Source organism: Neobacillus sp. D3-1R, assembly GCF_052180215.1.
GTDB lineage: Bacteria > Bacillota > Bacilli > Bacillales > Cytobacillaceae > Pseudoneobacillus.
Map to the genome: position 1 here is coordinate 3,728,896 of NZ_CP197471.1, position 16,672 is coordinate 3,745,567.

Here is a 16,672-nt window from a genome sequence, read left to right on the forward strand (position 1 = left end):
GAAATAGATAAAGAAAGAAATAAAAAGATTTGAACATTTAATAAAACATGTAGAGTCTTTTTTGGGGATTATGTTTCTACTATTAATGTATTGTTAATATTTTTCCACTGTCGAGAAATACTTATGGCAATGCTTTTAATGCTAGTTTATGATAGGGATAATAGATTAGAAATGACTTAAATAGGTGGGAGTTCATTGATTCTTTTTGACTATATCGTAAATCTCTCTATTTTTTCACTAATGGTTAGTACACCTTTAGTAATCCATTCATTTATTTCCCGTAAACCACTTGGCAAAATTCGAATAGTGGGAGGAGTTTATGCAGGAATTGTTTCTATCATTCTTGTTATATTATCCATTCACCATGAAGGATACTCCTATGATATTCGTTATGCCCCTGTTATTCTCGTCTATGCTTATCTTGGACCTGTAGCAGGTTTTATTACAGGAAGTTTCGCCCTAGCGTTAAGACTCATTACGGGTGATAATTGGTTACCAGCTATCGTTGGATGGAGCGTTATTGTCGTTGCATTTACATTTGTATCTTTCCTAGCTACACGTTTTCATCCAGTTAAAAGAATCCTATTATTGTATGGTTCCTATATATTGATTTACATCATCACAGTACCGCTCATTTTTCATGTTATTCGGGATAATTCGTTCTTTCATGTTCAATATTTAATTTTTGTCTTACTAGGTGTCATAGTTGGTGTGTTACTGATTGAATCTTATATGAAGCTACATAGATTAAACTTTAAATATTCAAATATGTTCAAGATGGTTGCTGCCACTCAAGAAGAATTAAAAGAAACGTTATCCACATTAGAGGAAAGTGAATTTAAATATCGCTTAATTGCTGAAAATACATCAGATCTCATTATGGTCGTTAATAAAGACCATTCTATCAGTTACTTCTCACCCTCTCATGAACTTGTATTAGGTTACAAAGATACGGATTTAAAAGAGTTTGAATTGTATCATTTCATTCATCCAGATGATGTTCATTTATGTAAAAATACATTAGAAAAATTGATTCATCATAAGGAAGCCCAATCGATGGAATTGCGCTTTAAACATATTGAAGGTCATTATGTTGAAATTGAATCTCGTTGTATGCCCGTAAAAGGCGAAGAAAACACCATTGAGCATATTGTTATTATTAGCCGGGATATTTCTGAACGAAAAAAGGCGGAAGAATTTTTGTTACAATCTGAAAAGCTATCGATTGTTGGGGAATTAGCTGCCGGTATTGCCCATGAGATTCGAAATCCACTTACGACCATTAAAGGTTTTGTACAGCTTTATAAAAATGAAGATCGCCCACTTGAATTTACCGAATTGCTTTTGACTGAATTAGAACGGATTGAAACAATCACTAGTGAACTATTAACCTTAGGAAAACCACAAGCGATTCAAATGAATCGGACAAATTTACGAGAGTTGTTAGAAAACACGCTTGAGCTCCTTTCACCTCAAGCACATATGAATGCTATCCAATTCCGTGCAAATTTTGAGGAACATCCATTTTTTGTAATCGGTGAAAAAAATCAGTTGAAACAGGTTTTCCTTAACATTTTAAAAAATGCGATGGAAGCGATGAAAGATGGCGGAGTGATCGATATCAAACTACAAAAAGGACCTCGGAATGAATGTTTAATTACCTTTAAGGACGAAGGATGCGGTATCCCTGAAGAGCTTATTCCACGACTCGGCGAACCTTTTTATAGTCTGAAAGAAAAAGGAACAGGACTCGGTTTAATGATCTGCCAAAAAATTATTAAGCAGCATCATGGTACGATAACCTACAAAAGTAAGGTAAAAGAAGGAACCTTGGTCGAAATAAAGTTACCTTTAGCCGAAGAAAAAGCATACTAGATTGATTTCTTCACAAAATCCACACAAATTCTTGATAAATTATGCAAATTTACCGTCTATCATATAGGTAAGTAATCAATAAGGAGTGGTGGAAGATGAAGAAAACCATTTTTAGTATCAGCTTAGTTTCCATGTTAGCGATTGGGACAGCAGCCTTTGCTGCTGGGAATGATACGGATCTTTTCAATTTCGAAAAAATGAAGCCTTTTATGCAACAAATGCATCCGAATTTTTCAAATGAAGAACTGAAGGAGATGTATGATACCTGCCACGGCAATAATGGTATGATGCAGAATCAAAACTTTAAAAATATGAATTCCGAAAATATGATGAATAACTTCTAATAGATGAACGCCCTTTTATAGGGCGTTTTTCTTTATATAAATAAAGTCGAGCATATTCTTCTAAAGGTCGAGCATATCTCCCTGAAAGTCGAGCATAAAAAGAAGTCTGATAAGTTCACCTTCTTTTTATTTTTTTAATAAAATCTCTGCATAAATTCTTGATATTTTTAGAGTAAAATAAGAGTAACATAGGTTGAAATGAGTGAATCCCCATGAAACTATCTGTAAAATTAGGTATCATTTTTTTTCTTATTATTTTCGGGCTAGAATCCTTTATGTTTTTCTTTTTGCATTCAGCCTTGGTAGATAATCGTGTCGAGGAAGAACTTAATGGATTATTGGCTAGAGGAAATTCTCACCGCTCTGTCTTAGAAATGAACTTTGACAAGACTACCATTAGTCATATTACCTTAATGGAATCCGAAGCTGATACCGATGTGGTCATTACAGATTCTGATTTGAATTTTATTGGATCTTCAAATCAAAGTATTCATTTTTCAAAATACATTCAATCTAAGACACATGATATTCCAAGACATGGAAAGGTAATTGAGAATAATTGGAGGAAGACTCCCTTTATCGCAACGGTTAGTCCGATAGAAATTGATAAGCAAGTTGTAGGGTATGTATATATGTTTCAAGATACTGCATCCGTGCAATCTTTGATCAAACATTTAAATGAACACTTTTTATTAGCAGGATTTATATCCATTGCTTTAACCTTCTTTATCATTATAGTTCTTTCAAAAGCTCTTACTAAACCATTGCTTGAAATGAAAGAAGCTACTTCACAAATCAGTAATGGCAATTATACGGTCTCATTGCCGAAAGTAGCAAATGATGAACTGGGGGATTTGGCAAATTCGATTCAATTACTTGCCCAAAAATTAAACTATTTAACAAAGGAACGGAATGATTTTTTAGCTAGTATCTCTCATGAACTTCGCACTCCGTTGACTTATATAAAAGGGTATACAGATATTGTTCATAAGCGCAATTTACCACGAGAAGAACAGGAGAAATATTTAGAAATCATTATAGAAGAAACGACTCGCCTTTCCGTACTGATAAAGGAGTTATTTGTTTTAGCAAAATTTGACCAGAATACCTTTGTTATTCAAAAGCAGCAAATCGATTTACATGAATTTCTAAATAATATCGAACAAAAATTATCTCCAGCTTTTAAAGAAAAGGATAGGGTTTTAGATGTCTTCTGCCCTGAAAATTTGTTCTTAATGGCTGACCCCGCAAGACTCGAGCAAATTTTTCTTAATCTGTTGGACAATGCGATGAAATATTCCTCAAGTGGAGATAAAACAGTTTTAAGAGTCATTCGAAAAGGCACAAACTGTCATATATCCATTTCAGATACTGGAAAAGGAATACCTGAAAAAGACATTCCGCATATTTTTGATCGTTTTTACCGAGTTGACAAATCTCGAACACGTACTCTTGGTGGTTCAGGGCTTGGACTAGCCATTGTCCGTGAACTGATACATGCACATGGCGGAACCATTGAAGTGAAAAGTAAAGAGAACATAGGAACTCAGTTTGAGCTTATCTTTAAAGGAGCAATCGGATGATGAAGAATATATTATTGGTGGATGATGAAACAAGGATGTTAGACTTACTAACCCTTTATTTATCTCCAAAGGGCTATCACTGCATAAAAAAAGAATCGGCAATAGAAGCTATAGAATATTTGGAATCAAATCGAGTTGACTTAATCCTTCTAGATATTATGATGCCTGAAATGGATGGTTGGGAGGCTTGTCGGATTATCAAAAAGCAGTGGGACTATCCTATTATCATGCTTACTGCTAGGACAGAAAAGCCCGACATTGTAAAAGGGTTAAATATTGGGGCAGATGATTATATCTCAAAACCTTTTGATGGGGATGAATTAGTCGCAAGAATAGAAGCCGTATTAAGAAGAAATCAGTCTTCACCTAGTATTATTACCTTTCAAGGACTTGTTCTTAATCAGGATTCCTATGAACTTCAATTTCAACATAAGCCTATTCCCTTAACACCAAAAGAAATAGGGATGATGAATTTATTTTTAACTAATGTAAATAAAGTTTTTACACGTGATCACTTAATTACAACGATATGGGGTCATGGTGTTTCTACGGAGGATCGAACGATCGATTCACATGTTAGAAACCTAAGAGATAAGCTGCGAAAAGCCGGATTCCCTGCAGATGAGTATTTACTTACTGTCTGGGGAGTCGGTTATAAATGGATAGATGCTGTGTAGATGATGGAAGAAATTTATTGGGAATGGATGCCTGAGAGTAAACTATTATTTGTTCTTTTAAGTATCATTGTGAATGTTGTCATTGCTATTTCTGGTATATTACCAAGTGCTTTTCTAACTGCGGCTAACATTGCTGTTTTAGACTTTAAAATAGGACTAATTATTTCTATTTTCGGTGAGGCGGTTGGTGCCATCATTAGCTTCATCTTATATCGAAAAGGGATTTCCAAACTTTCAAATGAAGGACCATTAAAAAATAAAATTTTAACTAGACTTCATCACTCTACAGGGCTTGAAGCAGTGTTTCTTGTTCTAGTCTTAAGAATATTACCTTTTATTCCTTCTGGTGTTGTGACTCTTTATGCGGCTTATAGTAAAATGGGGATATTTTCATTTGGTTTAGCAAGTACAATAGGAAAAGTCCCTTCCTTATTGATGGAAGCATATGCCACTGACCGAGCCCTACAATTAAGCTCCGGTTGGAAATTATCATTAATTGCACTCTTTGTTTTAACAAGTCTATTATTTTACATTTGCAAAAAAAGAAGAAAATAAAAACAGCGGATTTTCCGCTGTTTTCTTTATATTCCCCAATAGGTTAAAGTATCTAATATCCCCAAAATAAGCATAAAGCCACCTGCTATCCTTTGGACAATCTGCCCATATCTTCTACCAGTTTTTTTCATGAATCTACCACTGAGCCCAAAATACCAAATGAGTAAAATAGATAAAATAAGTGGTAATGAGGTCCCTATAGCAAAAATGGTTGGAAGTATGGCACCATATGAAACTGCTAGTGTAATAGGCATTAGTGTGACAAAAAATAAAATAAACATGGTTGGACAAAAGCCTAAGGTAAAGCTAACCCCCATTAGAAATGCCCCTAACTTTCCTTTTTTAAAAAATTTTTCAGGAATGGAACCAAGAGATACGGATTTATGAAACTTTATGATACCTATCATAAAAAGACCAATAAAGATTAATAAAGGGCCAAAAATTTTTCTAACCAAAGGAAATATAAGCGTTAAACTAGTTTGAATTTCACTGCCTACTATCCAAACAATCAAACCTAATCCAGAAAAAACAAAGATTTTGCCTAAAATAAAGAATAGAACCTCTACCCATGCTATTCTTTTTTGAAGCGATTGATTTCCATAGATCGTAACGGCACCTAAATTGCCTGTAAATTGACACGGTGCCAATGCACCGATTATTCCTAAAATAAAGGCTGTTAAAACTGGAACTCCCTCTGTACTTCTCATTATTTGAAGGAAGGGCTGGCTTAAAAAATTACTTATCTGACTAAAAATTTCATACATGGGTCGGACCACCTTTTTGGGAAGTAAACAATTAATTCAATTTAGTAGAACTATAGCATGAAAATCTCAAGAAACTATGGAGAAATGAAGAAAACTTTTTGAAAAACAAAAAAAACAACCCTTTAAGGTTGTTCACTTTTTGCCTGGCGACGTCCTACTCTCACAGGAGGAATCCTCCAACTACCATCGGCGCTGAGAAGCTTAACTTCCGTGTTCGGTATGGGAACGGGTGTGACCTTCTCGCCATCGCCACCAGACTATTTTGTTGAGGTAAACTCTTTTCACTTACGTGAAAAAGTCTTGTTCCCTCAAAACTAGATAATGTATTAGAAGAAGTAAAAACGAGTTACCTTATTTGGAAATCCAAATATTTTGGTTAAGTCCTCGAACGATTAGTATCAGTCAGCTCCACACGTCACCGCGCTTCCACCTCTGACCTATCAACCTGATCATCTTTCAGGGTTCTTACTAGCTTACGCTATGGGAAATCTCATCTTGAGGGGGGCTTCATGCTTAGATGCTTTCAGCACTTATCCCGTCCGCACATAGCTACCCAGCGATGCCTTTGGCAAGACAACTGGTACACCAGCGGTGCGTCCATCCCGGTCCTCTCGTACTAAGGACAGCTCCTCTCAAATTTCCTACGCCCACGACGGATAGGGACCGAACTGTCTCACGACGTTCTGAACCCAGCTCGCGTACCGCTTTAATGGGCGAACAGCCCAACCCTTGGGACCGACTACAGCCCCAGGATGCGATGAGCCGACATCGAGGTGCCAAACCTCCCCGTCGATGTGGACTCTTGGGGGAGATAAGCCTGTTATCCCCGGGGTAGCTTTTATCCGTTGAGCGATGGCCCTTCCATGCGGAACCACCGGATCACTAAGCCCGACTTTCGTCCCTGCTCGACTTGTAGGTCTCGCAGTCAAGCTCCCTTGTGCCTTTACACTCTACGAATGATTTCCAACCATTCTGAGGGAACCTTTGGGCGCCTCCGTTACTCTTTAGGAGGCGACCGCCCCAGTCAAACTGCCCACCTGACACTGTCTCCCACCCCGATAGAGGGGTGCGGGTTAGAATTTCAATACAGCCAGGGTAGTATCCCACCGACGCCTCCACCGAAGCTGGCGCTCCGGCTTCTCAGGCTCCTACCTATCCTGTACAAGCTGTACCAAAATTCAATATCAGGCTACAGTAAAGCTCCACGGGGTCTTTCCGTCCTGTCGCGGGTAACCTGCATCTTCACAGGTACTATAATTTCACCGAGTCTCTCGTTGAGACAGTGCCCAGATCGTTACGCCTTTCGTGCGGGTCGGAACTTACCCGACAAGGAATTTCGCTACCTTAGGACCGTTATAGTTACGGCCGCCGTTTACTGGGGCTTCGATTCAGAGCTTCGCTTGCGCTAACCCCTCCTCTTAACCTTCCAGCACCGGGCAGGCGTCAGCCCCTATACTTCGCCTTACGGCTTCGCAGAGACCTGTGTTTTTGCTAAACAGTCGCCTGGGCCTATTCACTGCGGCTTTTCGAGGCTATTCACCCCAAAAAGCACCCCTTCTCCCGAAGTTACGGGGTCATTTTGCCGAGTTCCTTAACGAGAGTTCTCTCGCACACCTTAGGATTCTCTCCTCGCCTACCTGTGTCGGTTTGCGGTACGGGCACCTTTTATCTCGCTAGAGGCTTTTCTTGGCAGCGTGGAATCAGGAACTTCGGTACTATATTTCCCTCGCTATCACAGCTCAGCCTTCACGGTAACGGGATTTGCCTCGTTACCAGCCTAACTGCTTAGACGCACATATCCAACAGTGCGCTTACCCTATCCTTCTGCGTCCCCCCATTGCTCAAACGATAAAGAGGTGGTACAGGAATATCAACCTGTTATCCATCGCCTACGCCTTTCGGCCTCGGCTTAGGTCCCGACTAACCCTGAGCGGACGAGCCTTCCTCAGGAAACCTTAGGCATACGGTGGATGGGATTCTCACCCATCTTTCGCTACTCATACCGGCATTCTCACTTCTAAGCGCTCCACCAGTCCTTACGGTCTAGCTTCAACGCCCTTAGAACGCTCTCCTACCACTGACACCATATGGTGTCAATCCACAGCTTCGGTGTTACGTTTAGCCCCGATACATTTTCGGCGCAGAGTCACTCGACCAGTGAGCTATTACGCACTCTTTAAATGGTGGCTGCTTCTAAGCCAACATCCTGGTTGTCTAAGCAACTCCACATCCTTTTCCACTTAACGTAAACTTTGGGACCTTAGCTGGTGGTCTGGGCTGTTTCCCTTTTGACTACGGATCTTATCACTCGCAGTCTGACTCCCACGGATAAGTCTTTGGCATTCGGAGTTTGTCTGAATTCGGTAACCCGATGAGGGCCCCTAGTCCAAACAGTGCTCTACCTCCAAGACTCTTACTACGTGAGGCTAGCCCTAAAGCTATTTCGGAGAGAACCAGCTATCTCCAAGTTCGATTGGAATTTCTCCGCTACCCACACCTCATCCCCGCACTTTTCAACGTGCGTGGGTTCGGGCCTCCATCCAGTGTTACCTGGACTTCACCCTGGACATGGGTAGATCACCTGGTTTCGGGTCTACGACCACATACTCATTCGCCCTATTCAGACTCGCTTTCGCTGCGGCTCCGTCTTATCAACTTAACCTTGCATGTAATCGTAACTCGCCGGTTCATTCTACAAAAGGCACGCTATCACCCATTAACGGGCTCTAACTACTTGTAGGCACACGGTTTCAGGATCTTTTTCACTCCCCTTCCGGGGTGCTTTTCACCTTTCCCTCACGGTACTGGTTCACTATCGGTCACTAGGGAGTATTTAGCCTTGGGAGATGGTCCTCCCTGCTTCCGACCGGATTTCTCGTGTCCGGCCGTACTCAGGATCCACTCAGGAGGGAACGGAGTTTCGACTACAGGGTTTTTACCTTCTCTGACCGATCTTTCCAGATCTGTTCATCTACCCCGTTCCTTTGTAACTCCATGTTGAGTGTCCTACAACCCCAAGAGGCAAGCCTCTTGGTTTGGGCTATGTCCCGTTTCGCTCGCCGCTACTCAGGGAATCGCGTTTGCTTTCTCTTCCTCCGGGTACTTAGATGTTTCAGTTCCCCGGGTATGCCATCAGTACCCTATGTATTCAGGTAAAGATACTACTCCATTACGAGCAGTGGGTTTCCCCATTCGGAAATCTCCGGATCAAAGCTTACTTACAGCTCCCCGGAGCATATCGGCGTTAGTCCCGTCCTTCATCGGCTCCTAGTGCCAAGGCATCCACCGTGCGCCCTTATTAACTTAACCTAAAGGTTAATTCTCTTACTATAAAATAAGAGAGAAACTAAAATGGCAATTACTCGGTTTTTACTTGGTTTCTTCTATACGATTATCTAGTTTTCAAGGAACAAGTAGTAGTAGCTACCTAAATAGCTACCGAGAGATTGCTCTCTCAAAACTAAACACCAAACAATTAACACCAAAGATTTAAATGTTTTTTTGTGACCAATGGTCACTTATATTCCTTAGAAAGGAGGTGATCCAGCCGCACCTTCCGATACGGCTACCTTGTTACGACTTCACCCCAATCATCTGTCCCACCTTAGGCGGCTGGCTCCTTACGGTTACCCCACCGACTTCGGGTGTTACAAACTCTCGTGGTGTGACGGGCGGTGTGTACAAGGCCCGGGAACGTATTCACCGCGGCATGCTGATCCGCGATTACTAGCGATTCCAGCTTCATGCAGGCGAGTTGCAGCCTGCAATCCGAACTGAGAATGGTTTTATGGGATTCGCTTAACCTCGCGGTCTTGCAGCCCTTTGTACCATCCATTGTAGCACGTGTGTAGCCCAGGTCATAAGGGGCATGATGATTTGACGTCATCCCCACCTTCCTCCGGTTTGTCACCGGCAGTCACCTTAGAGTGCCCAACTGAATGCTGGCAACTAAGATCAAGGGTTGCGCTCGTTGCGGGACTTAACCCAACATCTCACGACACGAGCTGACGACAACCATGCACCACCTGTCACTCTGTCCCCCGAAGGGGAAAGCCCTATCTCTAGGGTTGTCAGAGGATGTCAAGACCTGGTAAGGTTCTTCGCGTTGCTTCGAATTAAACCACATGCTCCACCGCTTGTGCGGGCCCCCGTCAATTCCTTTGAGTTTCAGTCTTGCGACCGTACTCCCCAGGCGGAGTGCTTAATGCGTTAGCTGCAGCACTAAAGGGCGGAAACCCTCTAACACTTAGCACTCATCGTTTACGGCGTGGACTACCAGGGTATCTAATCCTGTTTGCTCCCCACGCTTTCGCGCCTCAGCGTCAGTTACAGACCAGAAAGTCGCCTTCGCCACTGGTGTTCCTCCACATCTCTACGCATTTCACCGCTACACGTGGAATTCCACTTTCCTCTTCTGTACTCAAGTCCCCCAGTTTCCAATGACCCTCCACGGTTGAGCCGTGGGCTTTCACATCAGACTTAAAGGACCGCCTGCGCGCGCTTTACGCCCAATAATTCCGGACAACGCTTGCCACCTACGTATTACCGCGGCTGCTGGCACGTAGTTAGCCGTGGCTTTCTGGTTAGGTACCGTCAAGGTACCGGCAGTTACTCCGGTACTTGTTCTTCCCTAACAACAGAACTTTACGACCCGAAGGCCTTCATCGTTCACGCGGCGTTGCTCCGTCAGACTTTCGTCCATTGCGGAAGATTCCCTACTGCTGCCTCCCGTAGGAGTCTGGGCCGTGTCTCAGTCCCAGTGTGGCCGATCACCCTCTCAGGTCGGCTACGCATCGTCGCCTTGGTGAGCCGTTACCTCACCAACTAGCTAATGCGCCGCGGGCCCATCTGTAAGTGACAGCCGAAACCGTCTTTCAGCTTTCCCTCATGTGAAGAAAAGGATTATCCGGTATTAGCTCCGGTTTCCCGAAGTTATCCCAGTCTTACAGGCAGGTTGCCCACGTGTTACTCACCCGTCCGCCGCTAACCTTCAGGAGCAAGCTCCTAAAGATTCGCTCGACTTGCATGTATTAGGCACGCCGCCAGCGTTCGTCCTGAGCCAGGATCAAACTCTCCAATAAAGTGTTTGATATAGCTCATAATGTTTACTCTGGCTTTTTTTAAAAACTTCTATAATAGAAGCCTTACCTTTGTTAATGTTTGGTTGTTTAGTTTTCAAAGAACAATTTAATGAGACAACTTTTATATCATATCATTTTATCACGTTCACGTCAACAACTTTTTAATAGTTTAATAGTTGAAAATGGAACTTTCGTATCATAACACCATCGGTGTTAAATACAATATAAAATTTATCTTATAGGGATAAAAAATACATGGAAGTGAATTCTATGTATTTTCGCCTGGCGACGTCCTACTCTCACAGGAGGAATCCTCCAACTACCATCGACGCTGAGAAGCTTAACTTCCGTGTTCGGTATGGGAACGGGTGTGACCTTCTCGCCATCGCCACCAGACTATATTTTGTTGAGGTTTTTGTTCCCTCAAAACTAGATAATGTATTAGAAGAAGAAAAAACGAGTTTGCCTAATTTGGATATCCAAATGTTTTGGTTAAGTCCTCGAACGATTAGTATCAGTCAGCTCCACACGTCACCGCGCTTCCACCTCTGACCTATCAACCTGATCATCTTTCAGGGTTCTTACTAGCTTACGCTATGGGAAATCTCATCTTGAGGGGGGCTTCATGCTTAGATGCTTTCAGCACTTATCCCGTCCGCACATAGCTACCCAGCGATGCCTTTGGCAAGACAACTGGTACACCAGCGGTGCGTCCATCCCGGTCCTCTCGTACTAAGGACAGCTCCTCTCAAATTTCCTACGCCCACGACGGATAGGGACCGAACTGTCTCACGACGTTCTGAACCCAGCTCGCGTACCGCTTTAATGGGCGAACAGCCCAACCCTTGGGACCGACTACAGCCCCAGGATGCGATGAGCCGACATCGAGGTGCCAAACCTCCCCGTCGATGTGGACTCTTGGGGGAGATAAGCCTGTTATCCCCGGGGTAGCTTTTATCCGTTGAGCGATGGCCCTTCCATGCGGAACCACCGGATCACTAAGCCCGACTTTCGTCCCTGCTCGACTTGTAGGTCTCGCAGTCAAGCTCCCTTGTGCCTTTACACTCTACGAATGATTTCCAACCATTCTGAGGGAACCTTTGGGCGCCTCCGTTACTCTTTAGGAGGCGACCGCCCCAGTCAAACTGCCCACCTGACACTGTCTCCCACCCCGATAGAGGGGTGCGGGTTAGAATTTCAATACAGCCAGGGTAGTATCCCACCGACGCCTCCACCGAAGCTGGCGCTCCGGCTTCTCAGGCTCCTACCTATCCTGTACAAGCTGTACCAAAATTCAATATCAGGCTACAGTAAAGCTCCACGGGGTCTTTCCGTCCTGTCGCGGGTAACCTGCATCTTCACAGGTACTATAATTTCACCGAGTCTCTCGTTGAGACAGTGCCCAGATCGTTACGCCTTTCGTGCGGGTCGGAACTTACCCGACAAGGAATTTCGCTACCTTAGGACCGTTATAGTTACGGCCGCCGTTTACTGGGGCTTCGATTCAGAGCTTCGCTTGCGCTAACCCCTCCTCTTAACCTTCCAGCACCGGGCAGGCGTCAGCCCCTATACTTCGCCTTACGGCTTCGCAGAGACCTGTGTTTTTGCTAAACAGTCGCCTGGGCCTATTCACTGCGGCTTTTCGAGGCTATTCACCCCAAAAAGCACCCCTTCTCCCGAAGTTACGGGGTCATTTTGCCGAGTTCCTTAACGAGAGTTCTCTCGCACACCTTAGGATTCTCTCCTCGCCTACCTGTGTCGGTTTGCGGTACGGGCACCTTTTATCTCGCTAGAGGCTTTTCTTGGCAGCGTGGAATCAGGAACTTCGGTACTATATTTCCCTCGCTATCACAGCTCAGCCTTCACGGTAACGGGATTTGCCTCGTTACCAGCCTAACTGCTTAGACGCACATATCCAACAGTGCGCTTACCCTATCCTTCTGCGTCCCCCCATTGCTCAAACGATAAAGAGGTGGTACAGGAATATCAACCTGTTATCCATCGCCTACGCCTTTCGGCCTCGGCTTAGGTCCCGACTAACCCTGAGCGGACGAGCCTTCCTCAGGAAACCTTAGGCATACGGTGGATGGGATTCTCACCCATCTTTCGCTACTCATACCGGCATTCTCACTTCTAAGCGCTCCACCAGTCCTTACGGTCTAGCTTCAACGCCCTTAGAACGCTCTCCTACCACTGACACCATATGGTGTCAATCCACAGCTTCGGTGTTACGTTTAGCCCCGATACATTTTCGGCGCAGAGTCACTCGACCAGTGAGCTATTACGCACTCTTTAAATGGTGGCTGCTTCTAAGCCAACATCCTGGTTGTCTAAGCAACTCCACATCCTTTTCCACTTAACGTAAACTTTGGGACCTTAGCTGGTGGTCTGGGCTGTTTCCCTTTTGACTACGGATCTTATCACTCGCAGTCTGACTCCCACGGATAAGTCTTTGGCATTCGGAGTTTGTCTGAATTCGGTAACCCGATGAGGGCCCCTAGTCCAAACAGTGCTCTACCTCCAAGACTCTTACTACGTGAGGCTAGCCCTAAAGCTATTTCGGAGAGAACCAGCTATCTCCAAGTTCGATTGGAATTTCTCCGCTACCCACACCTCATCCCCGCACTTTTCAACGTGCGTGGGTTCGGGCCTCCATCCAGTGTTACCTGGACTTCACCCTGGACATGGGTAGATCACCTGGTTTCGGGTCTACGACCACATACTCATTCGCCCTATTCAGACTCGCTTTCGCTGCGGCTCCGTCTTATCAACTTAACCTTGCATGTAATCGTAACTCGCCGGTTCATTCTACAAAAGGCACGCTATCACCCATTAACGGGCTCTAACTACTTGTAGGCACACGGTTTCAGGATCTTTTTCACTCCCCTTCCGGGGTGCTTTTCACCTTTCCCTCACGGTACTGGTTCACTATCGGTCACTAGGGAGTATTTAGCCTTGGGAGATGGTCCTCCCTGCTTCCGACCGGATTTCTCGTGTCCGGCCGTACTCAGGATCCACTCAGGAGGGAACGGAGTTTCGACTACAGGGTTTTTACCTTCTCTGACCGATCTTTCCAGATCTGTTCATCTACCCCGTTCCTTTGTAACTCCATGTTGAGTGTCCTACAACCCCAAGAGGCAAGCCTCTTGGTTTGGGCTATGTCCCGTTTCGCTCGCCGCTACTCAGGGAATCGCGTTTGCTTTCTCTTCCTCCGGGTACTTAGATGTTTCAGTTCCCCGGGTATGCCATCAGTACCCTATGTATTCAGGTAAAGATACTACTCCATTACGAGCAGTGGGTTTCCCCATTCGGAAATCTCCGGATCAAAGCTTACTTACAGCTCCCCGGAGCATATCGGCGTTAGTCCCGTCCTTCATCGGCTCCTAGTGCCAAGGCATCCACCGTGCGCCCTTATTAACTTAACCTAAAGGTTAATTCTCTTACTATAAAATAAGAGAGAAACTAAAATGGCAATTACTCGGTTTTTACTTGGTTTCTTCTATACGATTATCTAGTTTTCAAGGAACAAGGCCGCGAATTTCAATCACATCATGATTGACTTCTTGGCTAAGCTACATGCAGCCTTGCGACGAGGTGAACTTAACACCATCGAACACACTGTGCCGCAGGAGCAAAATTAATTAGTAGCAAAAAGCTACCGAGAGATTGCTCTCTCAAAACTAAACACCAAACAATTAACACCAAAGATTTAAATGCTTTTTTGTGACTAGTAGTCACTTATATTCCTTAGAAAGGAGGTGATCCAGCCGCACCTTCCGATACGGCTACCTTGTTACGACTTCACCCCAATCATCTGTCCCACCTTAGGCGGCTGGCTCCTTACGGTTACCCCACCGACTTCGGGTGTTACAAACTCTCGTGGTGTGACGGGCGGTGTGTACAAGGCCCGGGAACGTATTCACCGCGGCATGCTGATCCGCGATTACTAGCGATTCCAGCTTCATGCAGGCGAGTTGCAGCCTGCAATCCGAACTGAGAATGGTTTTATGGGATTCGCTTAACCTCGCGGTCTTGCAGCCCTTTGTACCATCCATTGTAGCACGTGTGTAGCCCAGGTCATAAGGGGCATGATGATTTGACGTCATCCCCACCTTCCTCCGGTTTGTCACCGGCAGTCACCTTAGAGTGCCCAACTGAATGCTGGCAACTAAGATCAAGGGTTGCGCTCGTTGCGGGACTTAACCCAACATCTCACGACACGAGCTGACGACAACCATGCACCACCTGTCACTCTGTCCCCCGAAGGGGAAAGCCCTATCTCTAGGGTTGTCAGAGGATGTCAAGACCTGGTAAGGTTCTTCGCGTTGCTTCGAATTAAACCACATGCTCCACCGCTTGTGCGGGCCCCCGTCAATTCCTTTGAGTTTCAGTCTTGCGACCGTACTCCCCAGGCGGAGTGCTTAATGCGTTAGCTGCAGCACTAAAGGGCGGAAACCCTCTAACACTTAGCACTCATCGTTTACGGCGTGGACTACCAGGGTATCTAATCCTGTTTGCTCCCCACGCTTTCGCGCCTCAGCGTCAGTTACAGACCAGAAAGTCGCCTTCGCCACTGGTGTTCCTCCACATCTCTACGCATTTCACCGCTACACGTGGAATTCCACTTTCCTCTTCTGTACTCAAGTCCCCCAGTTTCCAATGACCCTCCACGGTTGAGCCGTGGGCTTTCACATCAGACTTAAAGGACCGCCTGCGCGCGCTTTACGCCCAATAATTCCGGACAACGCTTGCCACCTACGTATTACCGCGGCTGCTGGCACGTAGTTAGCCGTGGCTTTCTGGTTAGGTACCGTCAAGGTACCGGCAGTTACTCCGGTACTTGTTCTTCCCTAACAACAGAACTTTACGACCCGAAGGCCTTCATCGTTCACGCGGCGTTGCTCCGTCAGACTTTCGTCCATTGCGGAAGATTCCCTACTGCTGCCTCCCGTAGGAGTCTGGGCCGTGTCTCAGTCCCAGTGTGGCCGATCACCCTCTCAGGTCGGCTACGCATCGTCGCCTTGGTGAGCCGTTACCTCACCAACTAGCTAATGCGCCGCGGGCCCATCTGTAAGTGACAGCCGAAACCGTCTTTCAGCTTTCCCTCATGTGAAGAAAAGGATTATCCGGTATTAGCTCCGGTTTCCCGAAGTTATCCCAGTCTTACAGGCAGGTTGCCCACGTGTTACTCACCCGTCCGCCGCTAACCTTCAGGAGCAAGCTCCTAAAGATTCGCTCGACTTGCATGTATTAGGCACGCCGCCAGCGTTCGTCCTGAGCCAGGATCAAACTCTCCAATAAAGTGTTTGATATAGCTCATAAAGTTTACTCTGGCTTTTTTTAAAAACTTCTATAATAGAAGCCTTACCTTTGTTAATGTTTGGTTGTTTAGTTTTCAAAGAGCATTTTTTTCTAACTTACAAATACTATATTAGCATATCATTTCGTCGTTGTCAACTTCTGCGAAAACTCACTAATTTTTAAATTTCGTTGCAGCGACATTTACTAATATAATACATAGATTCGTAGAAGTCAACTTCTTTTTAAAATAAACTTTCATCTATCATTTCCTTTCATAAGGAGATGTTTAAAGTAACATACATATTTAGATAATCTATTTTTTCTCCCAAAACGCAACAATAATAATTAGTTTCATTAAATGAATAATGTAATCAAATACAAAAAAACATTGAATTCAAATGGCGATTACTTACTTCTATAATTCTGCTGACCTTTGTAACTAATTAACCAATTAATTTTCCCTATCTAGTACACAAACATAAAGGCATCCAC

Annotated in this window: 6 protein-coding genes and 6 rRNA genes; 5 read left to right on the forward strand and 7 right to left on the reverse strand. The window is 44.4% G+C overall.

The window, feature by feature from the left end:
* Positions 1–195 precede the first annotated feature (195 nt).
* The 5 genes from ACSBPO_RS19165 to ACSBPO_RS19185 all read left to right on the forward strand — a co-directional run bounded on the left by ACSBPO_RS19165 (position 196) and on the right by ACSBPO_RS19185 (position 5,034).
* Entirely contained in the window at positions 196–1,875 is a 1,680-nt protein-coding gene (locus ACSBPO_RS19165; protein ID WP_442596122.1) for an ATP-binding protein, read from the forward strand.
* 95 nt (positions 1,876–1,970) lie between these two features.
* Positions 1,971–2,219 carry a hypothetical protein gene (locus tag ACSBPO_RS19170; RefSeq protein WP_442596124.1) on the forward strand — a complete coding sequence of 83 codons (249 nt, stop codon included), beginning with the start codon at positions 1,971–1,973 and terminating at the stop codon, positions 2,217–2,219.
* Positions 2,220–2,431: 212 nt separating this feature from the next.
* On the forward strand, positions 2,432–3,802 hold the full coding sequence (locus ACSBPO_RS19175; protein WP_442596126.1) for an ATP-binding protein: 1,371 nt from the start codon (positions 2,432–2,434) through the stop codon (positions 3,800–3,802).
* On the forward strand, positions 3,802–4,479 hold the full coding sequence (locus ACSBPO_RS19180) for a response regulator transcription factor (protein WP_442600412.1): 678 nt from the start codon (positions 3,802–3,804) through the stop codon (positions 4,477–4,479). Before ACSBPO_RS19175 ends, ACSBPO_RS19180 begins: the two co-directional genes overlap by 1 nt.
* Positions 4,480–5,034, forward strand: a complete 555-nt coding sequence (locus ACSBPO_RS19185; RefSeq protein ID WP_442596128.1) for a TVP38/TMEM64 family protein — start codon at positions 4,480–4,482, stop codon at positions 5,032–5,034.
* 26 nt (positions 5,035–5,060) lie between these two features.
* On the opposite strand, the gene ACSBPO_RS19190 is transcribed toward ACSBPO_RS19185, so the two are convergent.
* From ACSBPO_RS19190 to ACSBPO_RS19220, 7 genes are all read right to left on the reverse strand, one after another.
* A complete protein-coding gene (locus ACSBPO_RS19190; RefSeq protein ID WP_442596130.1) occupies positions 5,061–5,798 on the reverse strand; it encodes an urease accessory protein UreH domain-containing protein in 738 nt (245 codons plus the stop codon).
* 141 nt (positions 5,799–5,939) lie between these two features.
* Positions 5,940–6,055, reverse strand: a 5S ribosomal RNA gene (gene rrf / locus ACSBPO_RS19195).
* A gap of 115 nt (positions 6,056–6,170) precedes the next feature.
* Positions 6,171–9,107, reverse strand: a 23S ribosomal RNA gene (locus tag ACSBPO_RS19200).
* Positions 9,108–9,329: 222 nt separating this feature from the next.
* Positions 9,330–10,879, reverse strand: a 16S ribosomal RNA gene (locus ACSBPO_RS19205).
* A gap of 280 nt (positions 10,880–11,159) precedes the next feature.
* Positions 11,160–11,275: ribosomal RNA gene (gene rrf, locus ACSBPO_RS19210) — 5S ribosomal RNA — on the reverse strand.
* A 92-nt stretch (positions 11,276–11,367) separates the two neighbouring features.
* A 23S ribosomal RNA gene (locus ACSBPO_RS19215) occupies positions 11,368–14,304 on the reverse strand.
* A gap of 326 nt (positions 14,305–14,630) precedes the next feature.
* Positions 14,631–16,180, reverse strand: a 16S ribosomal RNA gene (locus tag ACSBPO_RS19220).
* Together the 16S, 23S and 5S rRNA genes form the textbook arrangement of a ribosomal RNA operon.
* Between the last annotated feature and the right edge of the window lie 492 nt (positions 16,181–16,672).